Genomic DNA, 20,095 nt, shown 5'->3' on the forward strand with positions numbered 1-20,095 from the left:
GTTTCGAGGCCCGCAGGCTTCGTCCCGAAGCGGGGTGCAAAGGTAAGAAGATCCTTCCGCTTTGCAAGCACTCAGTAAAAGTTTTTTTTCTTTTCCCGCTCACCCTGTCGGCAGTGCGGGCCTCCTTTTCGGAAGGGAGTGCAAAGGTAAGGAGAAGTTTCTAATCCGCAATAGATGCGGAAAACTTTTTCTTTCCTTTTGCGTCTACCCTAAGTTCTGTGTCCCCTCCGGTTGAGCGGGCTGCAAAGGTAGGAAACCTTTTTGGAGTTTCAAGGCCTTTTTTCGGAAGAAGGCTAAGTCTGTAGCTTCTCCGCCGTAGCCTAAGAGGCAACCCAGCTCAGGGCCAGGGAGTTCCGGGGCGAAAGTTTTTTTCCTGCTTTGCCCTTCTCCGGGACAGGTCCCGGTTGGCCCCTGGGCAAGAACCACGATGAGGTACCTGGAAGTTCCCGATGGGGGGGGGGGAATTTTTCTTCTTTTTGCCTTCGAAGAAGGGCTCCCAGCTGAAACCTGGGGAAGAACTATTGCTGGAGGGTAGAAGTTCCGCTCCAGCAATAATCTTATGCAGTGGCTACTTTGTCCTTTGGCTTCTTGTAGATAGGCACAGTAGAGCATGGTTCTCCGTACATAATGCTGCTTACTACTGGCAACAACTTCTGCATGATCTCTACATAGGCAAAGGTAGGTACCGGAATCTGCCCACAGCCTTTAATTACTACCTTGGCATCCTGGTAATCATCAGCGTTTATTTTGGCAATGGCATCCTGGAGCAAAGCCTGCTCCAGGGAATCCAAGTCACCGAACACATATCTGTTTACATAGGGCTGCAGCTTACTTGCCAGCAGCATATAAGCCCAGGTGGGAACAATGGCATCAGTGGAGCAGATGATGGCCACGCTCTTGCCGGTGTACTGAGACCAGTCATTATCTTTCACAAAGGCACGAAAATCCTTTTCGCGTAGCATAAGCCCCATGAACAGGTTGTCCTTTATATCATAGACCACGCGCTCACCAGGGTGCAGGTATTCTTCCAGGTTTAAAGTGACGAGGCCACTGTTGGCCACTCGGTTTACAAACTCTTCCATCTTTCCTTTATTTCCCTGAGGGTTTTGTGATATATACTTCTTTTAAATAGAATGGCTCATAATAGGCCACATCTTCAAATTGCGCTGCCCGCAGTTTGGCAAAGGCCAACTCACCAATAGCTTTGGCTGTAGGTTTAACATTCTCCAGGTAAAAAGCGTTCGGGTGGGGTGCCAGAAGTTCTTTGGCTTTGGCCGCTCCACTTCCGAAGAAGATTATGGGCTGTTTTCCTAATTCTGCGGCAAAGCTCGATGCCTCTAAAATGAGGGGCTCTACCGGCAACTGCAATTCCAAGTCATGAGATAAGAGGCAAGTGTAGACCTCAGCACGGCGGGCGTCAATCATGGGGCAGAACAGGTAACGCTCCGGAGCCGGTGTCACGGAGATGATCTGCTGGGCCATGGCCTCCAAGGTGCTCACCGAGATTAAAGGCTTGTCCAGGGAAAAGCACAGACCTTTGGCCGTACCTGACCCGATGCGCAAGCCGGTATAGGAACCAGGCCCACCCGATACGGCCACTGCCGCCAACTGCTCCAGGCGCACTCCGACATATTCCAGCACTTGCTGCACCATCACGGTAATGTGAGAAGAATGGGATTTCTCCATCTGCAGTTCTGCGTAAGACAGTAGTTGCCGGTCTTGGTGCAGGGCCACAGAACAAACAGTGGTGGAGGTTTCTAAGGATAAGAGGTACGCCATGGATTGATAAAAGGCTTAACAGCAATTATTCTGCAAAGCTACGCTATTCTAAAACATAAGGGCAACCGTGCTCCGGTTGCCCTTATTATACTATATAATATAGTGTAATCTCTATTTCTTGGTGCTGGTAGAGAGTAAGCTCTGATACTTAGTCGGGTTGTTGAGCACCTCAACGGCGGCCACAATGTTTTTGTCGTCGTTAAAGGTGGCTTCTACCAAACCTTTCTGCAGGTAATAGCGGGATACGATCTCCTGCTCCAGCAACTCTACAATTTCGGGCTTGAAGCGCATCAGGTCATTGCCTTTATTGGCGGCCACCTTTTTCCTGATCTGCTCAATATCGCCTTTCACTTCGTCATAGTGTTTGTCTTCCTTGGCTTTCTTGATCATGTCGTCCAGGGCTTTCTCCACATCGGTGGAATAGGAGATGTCCTTTCCGTTCAGGAAGGTCACGAATTTCTGGTACTCAGCATCTGACAGCCGGAAGTCTTTAGCTGAGGCAATGGTTGGGTTAGCGGCTCTGAAGCGAGTAGCATAATCAAAGATGTAGTTTTTGGAAACTAGCTTACGGATGATATCCGGCACGGGCTGCTCTTTCACCTCCACATCTGGGCTGATGCCGCCACCGTCATACACTACGCGGCCACTGGCTGTTTTGAACGCCACCCGCAAGGAATCCGGGGTCTTGTGCAGCGAGCCATCGGCGGCGCGATGGGCGTAGTCAATGGCCTGGATACAGCGACCACTAGGGATGTAGTATTTGGCAGTGGTTACTTTCAATTGGGAGTTATAGGAAAGCGGACGCGTCATCTGCACCAACCCTTTCCCGAAGGTTCTTTCGCCTACCAACACTGCGCGGTCATAGTCCTGCAGGGCACCGGCCACAATCTCGGCGGCCGAGGCGCTGTTGCTGCTGGTCAGCACTACCAACGGCATCTGCACATCCAGCGGCTCATCCAGGGCTTTGTACATTTTGTTCCAGTCGGCCACTTTGCTTTTGGTGCTCACAATGTCTTTGCCGCGCGGCAGGAACAGGTTAGAGATGTTCACCGATTCGTTCAGCAAGCCGCCTGGGTTATCGCGCAGGTCCAGGATCACTTTCTTGGCGCCTTGCTCCTTCAGTTTCACAACGGCGTTGTGGACCTCGCGGCCCGCGTCTACGGTAAAGCCCGAAAGTTGCAGGTACCCGATCTCAGGAGTGACCATGCCGTAGTAAGGCACGTTGTTGATCTGGATGTTGGCACGGGTAAGATCTACCAGCATGGGCTTCTCTACGCCAAAGCGTTTGATCTCCAGCTTCACAGTGGTGCCCGCCTGCCCTTTGAGCAGTTTGCTTACCTCGTTGTCGTTTTTCTTGGAAAGGTCAATGCCGTCAATCTTCAGGATCTCATCGCCAATGATGAGACCGGCTTTCTGGGCCGGAGATCCCTCGTGCGGCAGGGAGACAATAATGCGGCCGTCGCGCTTACCCACTAAGGCGCCTATGCCACCGTACTGCCCGGTGGTCATGGTACGAAAATCCTCTATATCGTCTTCCGGGATATAGTTGGTGTAAGGGTCCAGCGATTTGAGCATGGCATCAATGCCAGTACGCACCAGTTTGGAGGGCGCCACCTCGTCTACGTAGTAGGTGTTCACCTCCTTGAAGAGCGTGGCAAAGATGTCCAGGTTTTTAGCGATATCGAAATAGCGTTCAGAACCTTCGCCCTTGAAGGCAAAAAGGCCATACGCAGCGCCCGCCACCAGAAGGCCGGCAAAAGTTTTCTTCAACATATCAGCAGAGATGAAAACAGGAAAAAAGGAAGACTATTTATTAAGCAAACGTTCCAGTCCTGAATTTAGTTTTTTGCTGATAACATTGAAAGGACTTTTTTCTTTACCTATATAAAGGATGCCGATGCACCAGGTACCGCCCTCAGATTTTGCGCTGGAAAAGACGTGTTTGTGCAGCCGGTAAGCTTCCCGCATTTGCCGCTTGATACGGTTACGGTCTACAGCTTTTTTGAAACTCCGCTTTGAAACCGACACCAGCACCTGAACGGGAAGTTCAGTGGGTCCGGGCACCTGCAGCGCCACGAAACGGAGCGGGTAGGAATTAAAAGAAGAACCCTCACGGAAAAGCTGTTCAATCAGCTTTTTGCTCCGTAAACGTTCTTCTTTGGGAAATCTATAAGAAAGCGGTTGCTCTTCTGCAGAATGTTCAGTGAAGGTACCCATTCGCAAGGCGCCTTGCAGCGAGCTACTCAGAAAAATTAGGCTTTATGTCTTCTTTCGTCAGAAACGGTCAGTTTATGACGGCCTTTAGCTCTTCTGCTAGCCAATACTCTTCTACCATTTGCAGTCTCCATTCTAGAGCGGAAACCATGCTTATTTCTTCTTTTGCGTTGCGAAGGTTGGAATGTTCTTTTCATCTTACACTAAACATTTTATTAAGGGATGCAAAATTAGGAAACCAATTCTGATAAATCAACCCCTTTGCCCATTTTAATTTGATTAATTGTACGTTACCCGCCTCTTCTGAAAGCCTTGCTGCACCAACAAACCCCAGAAAAGCCGTTTTTAGGCCTATTTTCAGAAATCAGCCTTAAAGCCCACAAGCCAGGTAAACCCGTAAACGCCAGCTCCAAATAGCACCAGCCGGCGCTCTGGACCACAAAGATAGCCGAACCGTTCCTCCCCGCAAACAATTCCCTCCATCACAGCAAGCTGCTTTTGCGTACATCCTTTTTGGCTTGTTTTGCTGAAATGAGGCCGAAAACGCTCTACCTTCGTTACCAAGAAGAAATCAACATAAGAACCATACGCAGTGCCGCACTACCACCTCTCCTCCCAGAACCCGCTCTCCGGTTTTCTGCAGATCCGGACGTCTATTGAGAACATCGCCACGCCAGAAGTTTACCTGCAGCTGCCCGCCTGGCGGCCCGGCCGGTATGAACTGCAGAATTTCGCGCAGAAGCTGCAGGCCTTTGAAGTTCTGGCCCCAGATGGTTCCCCCCTGCCCTTCCGAAAGGAGACCAAAGACCGCTGGCGGGTAGAAACGCAAGGACACCAGACCCTGGAAGTGCGCTACAATTTCTTCGCCCGCCAGATGGACGCCGGGGGCTCCTGGCTTGCGCAAGATTTCCTGTACGTGAACCCCGTCAACTGCCTGCTCACCGCCCTGGGTCAGGAACAAGAACCCTGCACTTTAACCCTAGAGATCCCCGATGATTGGCAGATTGCCTGCGGACTCTCGGTTTCAGCCCCCCGCACGCTACAGGCCCAGAACTTTGATCATTTGGTAGATTCTCCGTTCATCTCCAGCGCCACGCTGCAGCACCAGGTCTATGAAGAAGGTGGTATTCTGTTCCACGTGTGGTTCCAGGGCGATTGCACACCAGAATGGAAACAAATTCTGCCGCACTTTCAGGCGTTTACCAAAGAGCAACTGGACCTTTTCGGGAGTTTCCCGGTCAAGGATTACCACTTCCTCAACATTATTCTGCCTTTCCAGCATTACCATGGGGTGGAGCACCTCAATTCCACGGTGATCACGCTGGGGCCATCGGAGCAGCTGATGACACCGGCACTCTATAAAGAACTCTTGGGCGTGAGCTGCCACGAGCTTTTCCACACGTGGAACATCAAGCAAATCCGGCCCAAGGAGATGCTGCCCTATGATTTCACCCGCGAAAACTACTTCCGGACGGGCTACGTGGCCGAGGGCGTCACCACTTATTACGGCGATTACCTGCTGGCCCGAAGCGGCGTGTTTACCTCAGAGCAGTACTTCCAGGAACTGAACACCGTACTCAAGCGCCACACCGTGGACCAGGGCGAACAGAACCTCTCCGTTGCTGATTCCTCTTTTGACACCTGGCTGGACGGCTACAAACCCGGCATCCCCGACCGCAAGGTGAGCATCTACCACAAAGGCTGCATTGCGGCACTGGTCTTGGACCTAGAAATAAGAAAAGCCACCCAAAACGCCCGTTCCCTGGATGAGGTCATGCGCCGGATGTGGCTGGAGTTTGGCAAGCAAGGCATCGGCTACGCCGAAGAAGATTACCAGCGCCTGGCTGAGGAAGTAGCAGGCGTTTCTTTGGAGCAATACTTTCGGGAAATGGTTTTCGGGACGACGGCTTTTGAAACCTGGCTGGCACCGGCGCTGGAATACGTGGGTTGTCTGCTGGAAAAAGAACCGGCTGCACTGGCTTACGAAAGCACGTATGGTTTCCGGTTGAACGCTGCCTTGCCCTCTGCCTCAGTCATTGGCTACGTGGTTCCTAACTCGCCGGCGGCCCAGGTGCTTTCCGTAGACGATGAGTTGATTGCAATCAATGGTCGCAAAGTGGAGAACAGCAACTTGGCTAATCTGGTCAAAGGTCAAGCTGAGCTGGAAATTACCTTGTTCCGGCAAAAGAGGCTGAAAACGGTAAAGCTCAAACCTGACGGAACGGTGTACCTGCCGCAGTACTGCGTGAAAAAGAACCCATCGGCTACGGCCCAGCAACAGGCCAACTTCAAAGCCTGGCTTAATCAGGACTTCAGGGATACAGCAAAGGCAACCAAGGCATAAATTTCGTTTCTGAGGCTCTTTTGAAGAAACAGGCTCTAAACGCTTAAGGAAGATCTCCGGGAAAATTGGAGGCGCTTTCTTACCTTGAAGAGACAAAACAAGAAGACCATGCGCATTTCCCTTTCCCTGCTGACTCTGGCGTTCCTGGCGCTGGGCTGCACGGCTATGAAACAGAAAAAGAATATGCTGCGATTAAGAGAAGAAGTTCTGGCGGAACTGGGTAAGCAGAAAGGCACCTTCGCGGTGGCGTTCAAAGACCTGAAAACCGGCGAGGAGCTCCTGATCAACGAGCACGAGAGTTTCCACGCGGCCAGCACCATGAAAACGCCGGTGCTCATTGAAGCTTACAAGCAAGCCGCCGAGGGCAGATTCGCCATTACAGATTCTATTCTGGTGAAGAACGAGTTCAAGAGCATTGTAGACGGCAGCCCCTTTAGCATTGCGCCGGAAGATGACAGCGAGCAGGAACTCTACACCCAACTGGGGCAGAAGCGGCCATTGTCTGAGTTGCTGTACAAAATGATTATCCAGAGCAGCAACCTGGCTACCAACATCGTCATAGAGCAACTGGATGCGAAGAAGGTAACCCAAACCATGCGTGAGCTGGGCGCCAAAGACCTGCAGGTGCTGCGCGGCGTGGAAGACACCAAAGCCTACCGTCAGGGCCTGAACAACACCACTACTGCCTATGACCTCATGGTGCTCTTCCAGCTGATGGCGCAGGGGAAAACTGTAAGCCCATCGGCTTCACAGGAGATGATCAAGGTGCTGCTGGACCAGAAATTCAAAGACGTGATTCCGGCCAAACTGCCCCAGGACGTGAAAGTAGCCCACAAAACCGGCTGGATTACTGGCGTGCGCCATGACTCCGGCATTGTGTTCCTACCCGATGGCCGCCAGTATGTGCTGGTGCTGCTCTCCAAGGGTCTGGTAGATGAGAAAGCGGGCATCCAGGCCATGGCCAACGTCTCGGAGATGATTTACCGGCACATGGTGAGATAGTTCTGAGTCTGGAGTTCTGAGTTTGGGAAACTTGATCCAACATCAGCCTTGAATCAGAGGCATAAAAAAGGGAGGCTGCTCTTTGAAGAACGGCCTCCCTTTTTGCTTTATCTGCGGTGTATCTTATTTACCGCGGTCTACCTGGTTGTCGCTTGGGTTACTGCGCGGACGGTCACCGCCATCGCCGTAAGAGGCATTTACCCCTTCGCGGTTGTTGTTACCGGTTCTGGACACCGCACGCTCATCCTGAATGGTAGTGCCACCGCTCTTGGAGCTCATATAGCTACTCTCAGGGGTCTGGGGCGTTTGATCATCCGGGGTCAGGTGATTTTTGTCAGTGTTATCAATAAACCCGCCCTTCTTGTTATCCTTTTCTCCACTGTGATTTTTCTTATTGCTGCTCATAAAATCCTCCGTTTGGTTAAGTAATACCTTCCTATACGAGCGGCTTGGGCAAAAGTATATCACTTTATCAGCTAAAAGCTAGGACCAGGAGCACTAATAAGGTGGGCAAGGACAGATAAAACCAGAAGAGCACGTGACGGCGGTAATGGCGGGGCACCTGCGAACTGGCCAACAGCAGCGCTCCCACCACTATGCCCATGTAGAGGAGAATAAAGGTCATAACCTTATTCCAGTTGCGCACAATAGAGCCGCCCTGCTCCTCTACCTCGGGGTCTGTGGGCACCAACCAGGTAACCAGTCCATAATAAACCATCACCTCTAAGGCCAGGAACACCACCGCCCCCACAAAAACAGCTAGCGCGGCACTCTCTTTTTTCTGCATATTTGTTCAGCTAAGAGCCACTCCAATGGAGTTTGGGCAGGAATTTCGGAGTTTTTCTCCGGTTTTAAGCCTATTTTCGCAAAATCTACCCTAAACAGCAGCAAGAATTAGACAGCGTTGCACGTTCTACCCTTGACGTTATTTTGAGGGCTTTGAGACTAGAGATGAACACAAATCAAGTAGACACTAGCTTGCAGGCAGTGGTGGCGACCTATAACGGATTTCTGAAACACCCGGAGTTCAAGGAGATTGCCGAGGGCAGCCTCCAGTTGATCAAGGAGAGCGGTTTCTCCAAGATTCTGGTAGACACGCGCCAGACCAGGGTTATTCAGAAGGAGAGCCAGGAGTGGATAGACCGCGATTGGTTTCCCCGGGCCATACGGGCAGGCGTAAAGCAAATGGCGTTTCTCACCCCAGATGATTTCTTCGGGAAGATGAGCGTGGAAGCCACAAACAAGCAAGCCGTGCTAGTGGGCGAGATAGACATCCAATATTTTACTTCTATTAACGCTGCCAAAAGATGGCTTCTGTCAAAGAACGGGCATTAAGCATCTTCTGTAGAAACAAAAAAGCGAGGGGCTATTGACACAGATCAAGAGCCCCTCGCTTTTTTGTTTCTGTTTAAGGCCTGTTTTCAGTAAACCAGCCCTAAACGGTTTAGGCCTGTGGCTGGAAATTCACCAGTTTCACAAACTCCAGTACGCGCTGCACCACTTCATCGGGTTGCAGGTCCACCAGGCGCTCGGTCCCGAACTGCTCTACGCAGAAAGAGGCCATCGCCGAGCCGTGGATAACGGCGCGTTTCATGTTCTCAAAGCTGATATCATCTGTAGAAGCCAGGTAACCTATGAACCCGCCCGCAAACGTATCGCCGGCACCGGTTGGGTCAAACACTTCCTCCAGCGGCAGGGCCGGCGCAAAGAAAACCTCTTCCCCGTGGAACAACAGCGCACCGTGCTCGCCTTTTTTGATGATAAGGTATTTAGGCCCCATGCCCATGATCTTCTTGGCGGCTTTCACCAGAGAGTACTCACCGCTCAACTGACGGGCTTCCTCGTCATTAATGCTGAGCACGTCTACCATGCCAATGGTCTGAACGAGGTCATCTAGGGCAATGTCCATCCAGAAGTTCATGGTGTCCATCACAATCAGTTTGGGACGGTTGTTCAGACGCTCAATTACCTGGCGCTGTACCTGCGGGGCCAGATTGCCCAGCATGAGGTATTTGCAGTCCTGATAGCTCTCGGGGATTACCGGATCAAAATCGCCCAGCACGTTCAGCTCGGTCACCAGCGTCTCACGACTGTTCATATCATTGAAGTACCGGCCCGACCAGAAAAACGATTTCTCATTCTCTTTGATCTGCAGACCATCCACGTTGATGCCTTTGCTCTGCATCATCTCGATGTCTGATTTCAGGAAATCGCCCCCTACCACAGACACCAGGTTCACCGGCTGCACAAAGTTGGCCGCTGACAATGAAATGAAGGTTCCGGCTCCGCCGATGATCTTGTCCCGTTTCCCGAACGGAGTTTCCAGCGCATCAAACGCCACCGATCCAATGACTAATAGACTCATGTGTTTTTCTCTTTTATGTGTGACCTGCTTCAAGTAGCAGGTATCAGGTATCAAGTAGCACGAATAACTAAACAACCCTTCCCTTCTGTCATCCTGAAAGGATCTTGCGTACCAGCTAGAAAGGCGCAAACTTACCTTTATTACGGTTTGCCGCCAAGATTCTTTCCAGACCTCTCTTGTTTTGCAACTGCTTTCTGGAAAACAGCCTTAAAACGAAAAAAGCCCCTGACGAATCAGGAGCTTTTTGGGTGGCCGATGGGGTTCGAACCCACGACTTCCAGAATCACAATCTGGTGCTCTAACCAGCTGAACTACGGCCACCGTGTAATTGGAGAGCAAAAGTAGGGGCTTTCTCTATTCAACGCAAGCTTTGGCGGCAAATTTTCTTTAAAAATTTACTTCCTAGCGGCTAAACAGCACTCTTTCACCACGTTTACTTTCGTCAAACTGTCCGTTCTGGTAAGCCAGATGACCAGACACGATGGTATGCGTCACCACGCCTGGCAGGGTCTGTCCTTCCAACGGCGACCAGCCGCACTTATAAAAGGTATTCTCTTTGCTTACTGTCTGGCTTTGCTCCAGGTCTACCAGCACCAGATCGGCCCAATAACCTTCCCGGATGAACCCACGCTTCTCCACCTGGAAACAGATGGCCGGAGCGTGGCACATTTTCTCCACCACCCGCTCTAGCGAGATCTTGCCTTGTTTGTAGAACGCCAGCATCACCAGCAGAGAATGTTGTACCAGCGGCAAGCCCGAGGGTGCTCCTTTATAGGTAGGTGCCTGCTTTTCTTCCCAGGTATGCGGCGCGTGGTCCGTCGCGATGATATCCAGCCTATTATCCAGCAATCCCTGGAACAAGGCCTCTTTGTGGCCGGCTTCTTTGATAGCGGGGTTGCATTTAATCTGGGTACCCAGGGTTTCGTACTGGGCGGCGTCAAACCAAAGATGGTGCACGCAGACCTCGGCGGTGATGCGCTTCTGCTCCAACGGCACGTCATTAGCGAACAAGGCCAGTTCTTCTTCGGTGGAAATGTGCAGGATGTGCAGCCGCGTATTGTGCTTCTTGGCTAGTTCCACCGCCATGCTGGAGGATTTATAGCAGGCCTCTACGCTCCTGATCACCGGGTGCGCACTCATGGGGATGTTCTCCTCTCCGTACTGCTCTACAGCCTGCTGCATATTGGCCCTGATGGTGGCCTCGTCCTCGCAGTGCGTGGCAATAAGCATGGGCGACTGCTTAAAGATTTCCTCCAGCGTGTGCACGTTATCCACCAACATATTGCCGGTGCTGGAGCCCATGAACAGCTTGATGCCGCAAACGCTCCGCGGATCGGTCTTCAGGATTTCCTCCAGGTTATCATTGGTGCCGCCCATGAAGAAAGAGTAGTTGCCTAAAGATTTCTGCGCTGCGGTGTCATACTTCTGCTGGAGCAGCTCCTGCGTCGTGGCGTTGGGTACCGTGTTGGGCATCTCCATGAAGGTAGTCACGCCACCGGCTACCGCCGCTCTGGGCTCAGAGTACAGATCGGCTTTGTAGGTGAGGCCGGGGTCCCGGAAATGGACCTGGTCGTCAATGATGCCGGGCAGCAGGTACTGGCCACGGGCGTCTATTACGGTATCGGCGGAGGCGCTCAGGTTCTGCCTGATGGTATGGATGTAACCGTCTTTTACCAGCACATCGGCGGCCTGGATGCGGCCTTCATTCACCAGCTGGGCGTTTTTGATCAGGATGCTCTTCATGGCGCTAAGATAAAGGCACCTTTTCTAAGTCAGGTATTTTTAGGCTGATTTTCTAAAAACAAGGCGAAAACGGCAAAGTATAGACGCTCGCAGGTCCTTCCGGACGTTATGAGGTCAAGTAATTAGTCTTAAGTTCTGAGTCCTGAGTGGGGAATGTGTTTTTAGGTCTTCTGAAGAAAGAGGTCAGAAACGCAGTTGAACCTGCCCCTCCCAAGAGGGGAATCCTGTTTTACCATCGCTGGCGCGGGCCTCTGGCTCGTGTCCGCACGCGTTCCTGGTCCCTACGTTTGAGAATCAGCGCTCATCAGCAAAAGAAGGCATGAGCCGGAGGCTCGCGCCAGCGAGAGGTTCGCAGGTCCTCCAGACCTCGTAGCGTCCGGAGGACCTGCGAGCGTCTCACCACCATTTCGTTCCCTGCCTGTTTCCCCAAAATCGGCTTGAAAACGTAATCTAAAACAGAACCCGTACCTTTGCACCGATGATAGAAGAAGAAAACGATAATCTTGCCCCCGAGCAGGACGAGCCTATAGCCCCAGAAGAGACCCCAGATAACGCACAGGAAGAAGAGGAGCAACCTAGTTTTGAGGATTTCAAGCTGAACAAACAGTTGCTCAACGCCATAGCGGAGCTGGGCTTCCAGAAACCTACGCCGGTGCAGGTGAAGACCATTCCCCTGGCCATGGCGGGGCATGACGTGATGGGCATTGCGCAGACGGGTACGGGCAAAACGGCCGCTTACGTGCTGCCGCTGCTCATGAAAGTGAAATACGCCCAGGGCAAACATCCGCGCGCGCTTATCCTGGCCCCCACCCGCGAACTGGTGATGCAGATAGAGGAGAACATTCAGAAATTCAGCGCTTACCTGGACGTGCGCACTGTGGGCATCTACGGCGGCGTGGGCCCTAAAACCCAGATTGAGCGCATCCAGGCTGGCTTGGATATTTTGGTGGCCACACCCGGCCGCCTCATGGACATCTACCGGAAAGGCGAACTGCACCTGAAAGAACTCAAAACGCTGGTGCTGGATGAGGCCGACAAGATGATGGACATGGGCTTTATGCCGCAGATCAGGCAGATTCTGGAAATAATACCCCGGAAACGGCAGAACCTGCTGTTCTCCGCTACCATGCACGAACGGGTACACACGCTTTCAGAGGAGTTCCTGGAATTCCCGATGGTAATAGAAGTGACGCCACAGGCCACGCCGGTAGAGACCGTGAGCCAGAAACTGTACCGCGTACCCAACCTCCGCACCAAGATTGCGCTGCTGGAACATCTCTTTGAAGACAAGGAAACGTTCAACCGCGTCATGATCTTCACCCGCAGCAAAACCAACGCCGATAACGTGAGCTCCTTCCTGGACCGCAAAGGCGAAGGCGGTGTGCGCGTGGTACACGGCAATAAAGGCCAGAACACCCGTATCAACGCCGTGGAAGCATTCAGGGAAGGCGAAGTGCGCTACCTGGTAGCTACTGACGTGGCCGCCCGCGGCATTGACATCAACGACGTGAGCCACGTGATCAACTTCGATGTGCCCATTATCTATGAGGACTACGTGCACCGCATCGGGCGCACCGGACGGGCCGAGCAGACCGGGGCTTCCATCATTTTCGCCAACGAGGCCGAGATGCACCACATTGACCGTATTGAGAAGCTGATCAAAATGAAGATCCCCGAAGCACCCATCCCTGCGGAAGTGCGGGTGTACGAGACGCCGTTTGAGGAGCAGCAGGTCATTAACCGAGAACTGGACAACCAGCGCCGGCGCGATGACCCTGATTTCAAAGGCGCGTTCCACGAGAAAAAAGCCCGACCAAAGGAGAACATTGGCAAAGGCGAGAAAGTGAGAGACCTGAAGAAAGCTGGTTGGAAAAAAACTAAATCTGGCGGGGCCAGCAAACGGAAGAGCGGCCGGCGGTAATTGATTGCTGATTGCTAGTTGCTATTTCTGCTATTTTAAAGAGGGCATCTCTTTTTGAGGCCAATTTTGAAATAGCACCTAAAAACAGAAGAGCCGCATGGTTATCCACGCGGCTCTTCTGTTTTATACCTGTTTTAAGAAAAATCACTTCAAATCGCCTACACTCGGTCTATTTTCCTTTTTACCAATCAGCAATCAACAATTACTTAAGGAACTGCAGAAAAGGAAGGTGGCTCAGTTCAAACAAGGTCAAGGTGACGGTAAAACCCCAGAAAACGGCGCTCCAGAGCATGTGCAGCATGATGCGGCTTTTAGAGACCCCCAGAACAGTTGCCAGCACGGTGCCCACAATGGGCGTAAACAGAATTGGGGTCAGAAAGGCGATGCCAGACATCCCAAACTTCTGCCATACAGAGACAATCCGGCGGTTCTTTTTGCTGAATTTGGGCTTGTTCTTGGTTCGTTGCCGGGCCACATAGCGGTCATGCACCGCAGACCCGATGAGTGAGAACAGACAAACGCTGGTCATCATGCCGGCGATGGTTAGCCCCAGGGTAGCCCAGAAAGACACTCCCATGGTAAAACCTACCAAAGGGCCTCCAAAGAACTTCACAGAACTTAGAAGATAGACAGAAATATATTTTAGAACTGCAGAAACCATACAGTCTTACCTTGAAACATTGAACCCAACAATATTATTTACCTAATCCGCAGAAACATAGACCTAAGAAGAACAAAGGTCAGGGGGATTTAAAGATACAACTATAGTTAAGCAACACAGTTATAAATCTTTAGTTTAAAAATTATTTTTTTCAGGCTATCAGCTCTTGGAGCCGAAGGCCAGGTCACCGGCATCGCCCAGACCCGGTACTATATACGATTGCTCGTTCAGGCGCTCATCCACCGCTCCTACCCATAATTCTGCCTCTGGTATTTGTTCCTGCACGTGCGCCACGCCCTCGGGGCTGGCGATGATGGCAGAAATAATGATCCGCTTGGGCGTACCGAAACGCAGCATGTCCTTATACGTGAGCACCAGAGATTTTCCGGTGGCCAGCATAGGGTCTACCAGAATCAGGATCTTGTCTTCCAGGTGCGGCGTGGCCATGTAATCTAAGTGTACAGACAGCTGACGCCCCCCTTCTACCCTATAGGCACCCACAAAAGCACTGGTAGAATGGTCAAAATAGTTGAGAAAACCCTGGTGGAACGGCAAACCGGCACGTAGCACCGTGGCCAGCACGGGAAACTCAGTGAGCAGCGTCTGCTGCGTCTGGGCCAGCGGTGTCTGGATGGTCCGCTCCGTGTAGCCCAAGGTCTCGGAGATTTTGTAGGCCATCACCTCGCCCAGGCGCTCCAGATTCCGGCGGAACCGCAGACTGTCTTTCTGCACCGTCACGTCGCGCAACTCAGAGATAAAATGATTGGCTAACGAAGGTGTCTGGCTAAGAATCTGAAGACGTTTGGGGTCCATGATAAGGCGGCTGGGTTAGGTTTTAGGCTTAAAGATACGTACGTGGCGGGTTGAGCGCCAAAACCGGCGTAAAATTTAGCAACCCCCGGCACCTCGCTGCCTTCAAAGTCAAAGGTCTTCCCAGAACCGGCTTCCCGCTGAATAAGTTGGTCCAGCAGAAAGGCCATGGCGTTGTGGGTCCTACCTTCCGCGGAACTGGCTCCGAACAGGAAGGTGGTTCTCTGTTCAGTACTCAGGATGAACGCCGCCGCCAGCAACTTATTTTGCCGATGAACCTCCCACACCTGGCCCACGCCTTGCTGTTTGGCTTGTGCGTAGAGATCAGCCAGCCTTTGGTAGTGCCGGGGCCGCAGTTCAGGCAACTCCTTGCCTTTGGTGCTTTGGAACAGTTCTATCAAGGATTGTATAGCGTCAGCAGGTTGCAATATCAGTTCTTCCTGCCCTGCTTTCTTCAGGTTCCGGCGGAGGTTATTGGCGTAGTTTTGCCCTAATTCTGTGTATTCGGCCCCTAAACTCAGTTCAAAGTTGGGTCTCCGCCGCCAGGTCCAGGCCTCCGGCAGGTTCACCGCCGCTTCCTGAGGCCATGGCAGTTGGTACTGCACCTGTCCATACAAATCGGCCGCCAAGGCCAGGTATTCTTCTGGCGCGGTATGCCGGCTAGCCGATGTTACTACCAAGCCCAATTGTTGCGTGAACAGCGGCTGGTACACTTTCTTCTTTCCTAAGAACCTTCTAACGGGCAGCGGAAACACAGATACGTAGGCACCGGCTTGTATTTCTACCAGGGCGTCCCACTCACCGACGCACACCACCTCCAGGTACCAGGCCTGCCGGTACACCAAAGACTCCCGGGCGTTCTGGAGGCAGGTCTCCCAACGGGCAAAATCAATCTCATGGTGGCGCAGCAGCTGGATCATGTGAGCGGCAAGATACTGTTTTCAGCGCACTCCGTAGAGCCCCATGGAAGATTGGAATAGTTGCATAGAGGTGTTTTGAGACTGTTTTGGCAGAACCGGCCTCAAAACACGTGCTTGTGCGTTCTTCCCCAAGACTCGCACAGGCAACCTGAGGGGGCTCGGAAGAGTACACGCTCAAAATTCCCTTATCTTTAGGGATCCACAATTCCATTATATGAGAAAAACATACCGTCTGCTATTGGGTTTCCTCTTTTTGGCAGGTTCAGCCACGGCGCAGGATGCCACTGTGCCGCTAAACCCGGATGTATACCGGGTAATTGACCGCTACCATATCAAGCAAAACACCGAGAACCTGCATACTTCCTTTAAACCTTACGGCCGTGCCCGGGTAGCCGAGTTGGGCGAGGCAGCCCGTCAGGAGACCAACAACTCCGGTTCCCGCACCGATGAGTACAACGTCAATTACCTCCTCAACGATAACTGGAACTATACCCGCTTTGCCCGCGAAAACGAAAGCCAGCGCTCTTTAGGCCCGTTTTTCAGAAACAAGACTGATCTCTACCACTACGAAAGTCCAGAGTTCTCCCTGCGCGTGAACCCGGTGATCGGGCTGCAGGTCGGCAAAGACACCGATTCCGATGGTTTGCGCTACATCAACACCCGTGGCTTGCAGATAGAAGGCTCCATTGATCAGAAACTGGGCTTCTACACTTTCCTGGCGGACAACCAGGTAAAGCTGCCTGATTACGTGAATGAGCGTGTGAACCGCGACAACATCGTACCGCACGAAGCCTACTGGAAACCCTTCGGGAGAAGCGGTGGCTATGACTTTTTCTCGGCCCGTGGCTACATCAATTACGCGGCCACCAAGCACATCAGCGTGATGCTGGGCCACGACCGCAATTTCATCGGCAACGGCTACCGCTCCATGATCCTGTCTGATTACGCCGCGCCTTACTTCTTTCTGAAACTGCAGACCCAGGTCTGGAAACTGCAGTACACCAACCTCTACGCCGAGCTCACCCAGGACTTCAAGTTCGCAGATCAGCTGTATGACAAAAAGTACATGACCCTGCACCACCTCAGCATGAACATCCTGCCTAACCTTAACGTGGGCGTGTTTGAGTCAGTGATCTTTGGCCGTGACCACGGCCGGTTTGAGTTGCAGTACCTCAACCCTATCATTTTCTACCGCAGCGTGGAGCAGGGCCTGGGCTCAGAAGACAATGCTTTACTGGGATTTGATTTTAAATGGAACATCTACAACCGGGTGCAGCTCTACGGCCAGGCCGTGCTGGATGAATTCCTGATCAGTGAGCTGCGCGCAGGCAACGGCTGGTGGGGAAACAAATTCGCGCTGCAGGGCGGGGCTAAATACATTGATGCCTTCGGGGTGCCTAACCTGGATTTGCAGGGCGAGCTGAACCTGGCCCGGCCATTCACCTATCAGCACGAAGACCCTTCCAAGAACTACCAGCACTATCTTCAGCCTTTGGCGCACCCCATGGGCGCGAACCTGGCCGAGGCCGTGGCCATTGTGCGCTATCAGCCGGTGCCTAAGTTAACGCTCACCGCCAAAGCCATCGCCACGCGCTACGGACAGGACCCGGAGCCAACCGTTGATCCGTTAAACCCCGAGGGCGGCACCACTGTGTACAACTACGGCGGCAACGTGCTTAAATCCTACAACCTGCGCCAGGGCGATTACGGCTACCAGATTGGCAGCGGCATTACCACAGACCAGGTTTACGGCGAGGTCACGGCTTCCTTCCAACTGCGCTACAACATGTTCCTGGATCTAACCCAGGTAGTGCGCCGCGCCGATGCTGAGGATAACCGCTATGACCGCAACAACGCTTTCTCCGCCGTCTCTTTCCGGTGGAACATCCCGCAACGCACGCATGAGTTTTAGGAGTATTTGATTTGCGCCTCGGACATTCACCTTGGCCCTAAATGTAGGGGCAATCCCTTGTGGTTGCCCTTTCGCCAGCCACCGCAGCCTGGGTTGTTGGTGAGAACACATAACAACGACGTGGGTAAAGAGCTAAGTTAACACCCAAGGTACCCTCCGGATTTTCCTTATATGAGATTCAAAAGGATGGGCCGCTATTCTTCAGGAGTAGTGGCCCATGCCGTTTTCTGCCTCTTTTACAGAAAACAAGCCCGAAAGGCATAATGGAACCGGGTGCGGTTTCATTCCGGCAAAGCCGTACCTTTGCAGGAATGAAAACTTATTTCCGCATTTTAAAATTTGCGCGGCCGTTTAGCCAATACGTTCCGTGGTACGCCATGGCCACCTTATTGGCCACCATCTTCGGGGTTCTGAACTTCGGGTTGCTGGCTCCCTTGCTGAAGGTATTGTTCGGGCAAGCCAAAAACATGAATGACATTCCGGCGGCGGTGCCGGCGTTTGAATTCAATATCAGCTGGTTTACCAAGTTCTTCTACTACCATGTGGGTCAGATCATCCAGACCGAGGGGAATATTGGGGCCTTGCGCTTCATCTGTCTTATGCTGGTGATCTCGGTACTGCTAGCCAACCTGTTCCGCTACATCGGCCTCCGGATTGAGGGCGTGGTGCGGGCCCGGGTGGTGAAAAACCTCAGGATGCAGGTGTTTGAGCGTCTTACGCAGCTGCAACTAGGTTTTTTCTCCAACCAGCGCAAGGGCAACATCATGTCAACGCTCACCAACGATGTGCAGGAAGTGGAGAACTCGGTGGTAAGTACCTTGAACGTGCTGTTCAGAGAGCCTTTTCTTTTGATCGGGTATTTTGTGGTGCTGTTCTACATCTCGCCACAGCTCACGTTTTTCAGTTTGCTCGTGCTTCCGGTCTCGGGATTGATCATCTCCAGCATCTCCAAGAAACTAAAGCGGCAGTCGTCGCAGGGCCAGGATGCGCTGGGTTCTATCCTGGGCATTATTGACGAGACGCTGAGCGGTCTGCGCGTAATCAAAGGGTTTAACGCCCAACCGTACGTGCTGGACAAGTTCCGGCAGAGCAACAGCCTGTACGCGCGCATCATCACTTCCATGAACAACAAACGCAGCCTGGCCTCGCCTTTCTCAGAGTTCATGGGCGTTTCGGCGGTGGCAGGCATTCTGTTCTACGGCGGATCTTTGGTCTTGCGCGGCGAGTCTGACCTGGGCGGCGAAGACCTCATTGCCTACCTGGCTTTGTTCTCGCAGGTATTGGTGCCGGTGAAAGCCATTTCCAACGCCTTCAGCAACATCCAGCGTGGCCTGGTTTCCGGCGAGCGCGTGCTAGCCCTCATCGATACTGAGCCTCTGATCCGGGACCGGCCAGACTCCAAAACGCTGCCTGAGTTCACCAGCGCCATCGAGTTCAGGAATGTAGGTTTCCGGTACGCCAACGATCCCATTCTGCAGAACATCAACCTGACTATTCCTAAAGGCAAGACCATCGCGCTGGTAGGTCCGTCCGGTGGCGGAAAATCAACGCTGGCCGATTTGTTGCCCCGTTTCTATGACCCTACCGAGGGCGCCATCACCATTGACGGTCTGGATCTGCGCGATTGCTCCTTGTTCTCTATCCGGGAGCAAATGGGCATTGTGACGCAGGAATCCATCCTCTTCAACGACACCATCTTTAACAACATCGCCTTCAACAAAACCGATGCCACGGAGGCAGAGGTCATAGCCGCCGCCAAGATCGCGAACGCCCATGAGTTTATCATGCAGAGCCCGGATGGTTACCAAACCGTGATTGGCGACCGGGGCAGCAAACTCTCGGGTGGGCAGCGCCAACGTCTGAGCATTGCCCGCGCCATCCTCAAGAACCCGCCAATTTTGATCATGGACGAGGCCACCTCGGCGCTGGACACCGAGTCTGAGAAACTGGTGCAGGAAGCCCTGACCAACCTCATGAAGAACCGCACCTCGCTGGTGATCGCGCACCGCCTCAGCACCATCCAGCACGCTGACGAGATCATTGTTCTGCAAGGCGGCCGTATTGTGGAGCGCGGAAACCATGCTCAACTGGTGCAGCACGGCGGCGTCTACCATAAACTCACCCAAATGCAGCACACCTCATAACTGGTTCCGTCTGCTATACAGAAGCCGTTTCGGGCATGTTTTCTTACAAACAAGCTTGAAACGGCTTCTGCTTTTTCTGCATCGTGCGTTTTGCGTAGAGTTAGCGTAGCGCTCTACGCAAGAGCCGTACAGCCAATCTCCTGATTGGCATTAATTATCAGAAGCAGGATTCTCAGGATGGATCTGATTTTCTGGATTTAGGAAGGAGAGGCAGTTGGCACAGGCGCTCGCAGGCCTTTCAGATGCTACGTGGTCTTTGGAGCTGACGGTTTAGTGTTAG

18 protein-coding genes and 1 tRNA gene are annotated in these 20,095 nt (G+C 52.6%); 6 read left to right on the forward strand and 13 right to left on the reverse strand.

The window, feature by feature from the left end:
• Nucleotides 1-557 precede the first annotated feature (557 nt).
• The 5 genes from J3P35_RS00005 to rpmH all read right to left on the reverse strand — a co-directional run bounded on the left by J3P35_RS00005 (nucleotide 558) and on the right by rpmH (nucleotide 4,190).
• Nucleotides 558-1,082 carry a DUF2480 family protein gene (locus J3P35_RS00005; protein WP_210461884.1) on the reverse strand — a complete coding sequence of 175 codons (525 nt, stop codon included), beginning with the start codon at nucleotides 1,080-1,082 and terminating at the stop codon, nucleotides 558-560.
• Between the two features lie 7 nt (nucleotides 1,083-1,089).
• Nucleotides 1,090-1,779, reverse strand: a complete 690-nt coding sequence (gene tsaB / locus J3P35_RS00010) for a tRNA (adenosine(37)-N6)-threonylcarbamoyltransferase complex dimerization subunit type 1 TsaB (protein WP_210461886.1) — start codon at nucleotides 1,777-1,779, stop codon at nucleotides 1,090-1,092.
• A gap of 111 nt (nucleotides 1,780-1,890) precedes the next feature.
• Nucleotides 1,891-3,552: a S41 family peptidase gene (locus tag J3P35_RS00015; RefSeq protein WP_210461888.1), complete on the reverse strand. Its 1,662-nt coding sequence runs from the start codon at nucleotides 3,550-3,552 to the stop codon at nucleotides 1,891-1,893.
• Nucleotides 3,553-3,585: 33 nt separating this feature from the next.
• On the reverse strand, nucleotides 3,586-3,996 hold the full coding sequence (gene rnpA, locus J3P35_RS00020; RefSeq protein WP_210461890.1) for a ribonuclease P protein component: 411 nt from the start codon (nucleotides 3,994-3,996) through the stop codon (nucleotides 3,586-3,588).
• Nucleotides 3,997-4,031: 35 nt separating this feature from the next.
• On the reverse strand, nucleotides 4,032-4,190 hold the full coding sequence (gene rpmH / locus J3P35_RS00025; RefSeq protein WP_071885432.1) for a 50S ribosomal protein L34: 159 nt from the start codon (nucleotides 4,188-4,190) through the stop codon (nucleotides 4,032-4,034).
• 395 nt (nucleotides 4,191-4,585) lie between these two features.
• On the opposite strand from rpmH, the gene J3P35_RS22145 reads away from it, so the two are divergent.
• Together J3P35_RS22145 and J3P35_RS00035 are read left to right on the forward strand one after the other, a co-directional pair.
• Entirely contained in the window at nucleotides 4,586-6,337 is a 1,752-nt protein-coding gene (locus J3P35_RS22145; protein ID WP_210461892.1) for a M61 family metallopeptidase, read from the forward strand.
• A 108-nt stretch (nucleotides 6,338-6,445) separates the two neighbouring features.
• A complete protein-coding gene (locus J3P35_RS00035) occupies nucleotides 6,446-7,339 on the forward strand; it encodes a serine hydrolase (protein ID WP_210461894.1) in 894 nt (297 codons plus the stop codon).
• A gap of 123 nt (nucleotides 7,340-7,462) precedes the next feature.
• On the opposite strand, the gene J3P35_RS00040 is transcribed toward J3P35_RS00035, so the two are convergent.
• Nucleotides 7,463-7,744, reverse strand: coding sequence for a hypothetical protein (locus J3P35_RS00040; RefSeq protein ID WP_210461896.1), 282 nt, complete (start codon nucleotides 7,742-7,744; stop codon nucleotides 7,463-7,465).
• Between the two features lie 67 nt (nucleotides 7,745-7,811).
• On the reverse strand, nucleotides 7,812-8,126 hold the full coding sequence (locus J3P35_RS00045; RefSeq protein WP_210461898.1) for a hypothetical protein: 315 nt from the start codon (nucleotides 8,124-8,126) through the stop codon (nucleotides 7,812-7,814).
• A 164-nt stretch (nucleotides 8,127-8,290) separates the two neighbouring features.
• Between J3P35_RS00045 and J3P35_RS00050 the strand changes: the two genes are divergently transcribed.
• Complete coding sequence (locus tag J3P35_RS00050) at nucleotides 8,291-8,674, forward strand: STAS/SEC14 domain-containing protein (protein ID WP_210461900.1); 384 nt, start codon at nucleotides 8,291-8,293, stop codon at nucleotides 8,672-8,674.
• 109 nt (nucleotides 8,675-8,783) lie between these two features.
• Here the strand turns inward: J3P35_RS00050 and J3P35_RS00055 are convergent, their stop codons facing one another.
• The 3 genes from J3P35_RS00055 to J3P35_RS00065 form a co-directional block, all read right to left on the reverse strand.
• Nucleotides 8,784-9,704, reverse strand: coding sequence for a PfkB family carbohydrate kinase (locus J3P35_RS00055; RefSeq protein ID WP_210461902.1), 921 nt, complete (start codon nucleotides 9,702-9,704; stop codon nucleotides 8,784-8,786).
• 247 nt (nucleotides 9,705-9,951) lie between these two features.
• Nucleotides 9,952-10,025 (reverse strand) — tRNA-His (locus J3P35_RS00060).
• 81 nt (nucleotides 10,026-10,106) lie between these two features.
• The gene (locus tag J3P35_RS00065; RefSeq protein ID WP_210461904.1) at nucleotides 10,107-11,447 is read right to left on the reverse strand and encodes a dihydroorotase; all 1,341 of its coding nucleotides are present in this window, start codon (nucleotides 11,445-11,447) and stop codon (nucleotides 10,107-10,109) included.
• Between the two features lie 478 nt (nucleotides 11,448-11,925).
• Here J3P35_RS00065 and J3P35_RS00070 point away from each other — a divergent pair, with 478 nt between their 5' ends.
• Nucleotides 11,926-13,368 carry a DEAD/DEAH box helicase gene (locus tag J3P35_RS00070; protein WP_210461906.1) on the forward strand — a complete coding sequence of 481 codons (1,443 nt, stop codon included), beginning with the start codon at nucleotides 11,926-11,928 and terminating at the stop codon, nucleotides 13,366-13,368.
• Between the two features lie 202 nt (nucleotides 13,369-13,570).
• Here the strand turns inward: J3P35_RS00070 and J3P35_RS00075 are convergent, their stop codons facing one another.
• The 3 genes from J3P35_RS00075 to J3P35_RS00085 all read right to left on the reverse strand — a co-directional run bounded on the left by J3P35_RS00075 (nucleotide 13,571) and on the right by J3P35_RS00085 (nucleotide 15,759).
• On the reverse strand, nucleotides 13,571-13,945 hold the full coding sequence (locus tag J3P35_RS00075) for a hypothetical protein (protein ID WP_246849876.1): 375 nt from the start codon (nucleotides 13,943-13,945) through the stop codon (nucleotides 13,571-13,573).
• 243 nt (nucleotides 13,946-14,188) lie between these two features.
• Nucleotides 14,189-14,842, reverse strand: coding sequence for a uracil phosphoribosyltransferase (gene upp, locus J3P35_RS00080; RefSeq protein WP_210461908.1), 654 nt, complete (start codon nucleotides 14,840-14,842; stop codon nucleotides 14,189-14,191).
• A complete protein-coding gene (locus J3P35_RS00085) occupies nucleotides 14,797-15,759 on the reverse strand; it encodes a GNAT family N-acetyltransferase (protein WP_210461910.1) in 963 nt (320 codons plus the stop codon). The genes upp and J3P35_RS00085 overlap by 46 nt, the downstream gene beginning before the upstream one ends.
• Nucleotides 15,760-15,973: 214 nt before the next feature.
• On the opposite strand from J3P35_RS00085, the gene J3P35_RS00090 reads away from it, so the two are divergent.
• Both J3P35_RS00090 and J3P35_RS00095 read left to right on the forward strand, forming a co-directional pair.
• On the forward strand, nucleotides 15,974-17,671 hold the full coding sequence (locus J3P35_RS00090; protein WP_210461912.1) for a hypothetical protein: 1,698 nt from the start codon (nucleotides 15,974-15,976) through the stop codon (nucleotides 17,669-17,671).
• Between the two features lie 311 nt (nucleotides 17,672-17,982).
• On the forward strand, nucleotides 17,983-19,815 hold the full coding sequence (locus tag J3P35_RS00095) for an ABC transporter ATP-binding protein (RefSeq protein WP_210461914.1): 1,833 nt from the start codon (nucleotides 17,983-17,985) through the stop codon (nucleotides 19,813-19,815).
• Nucleotides 19,816-20,095 lie beyond the last annotated feature (280 nt).

It is taken from the genome of Rufibacter roseolus (assembly GCF_017916365.1).
Taxonomy (GTDB): domain Bacteria; phylum Bacteroidota; class Bacteroidia; order Cytophagales; family Hymenobacteraceae; genus Nibribacter; species Nibribacter roseolus.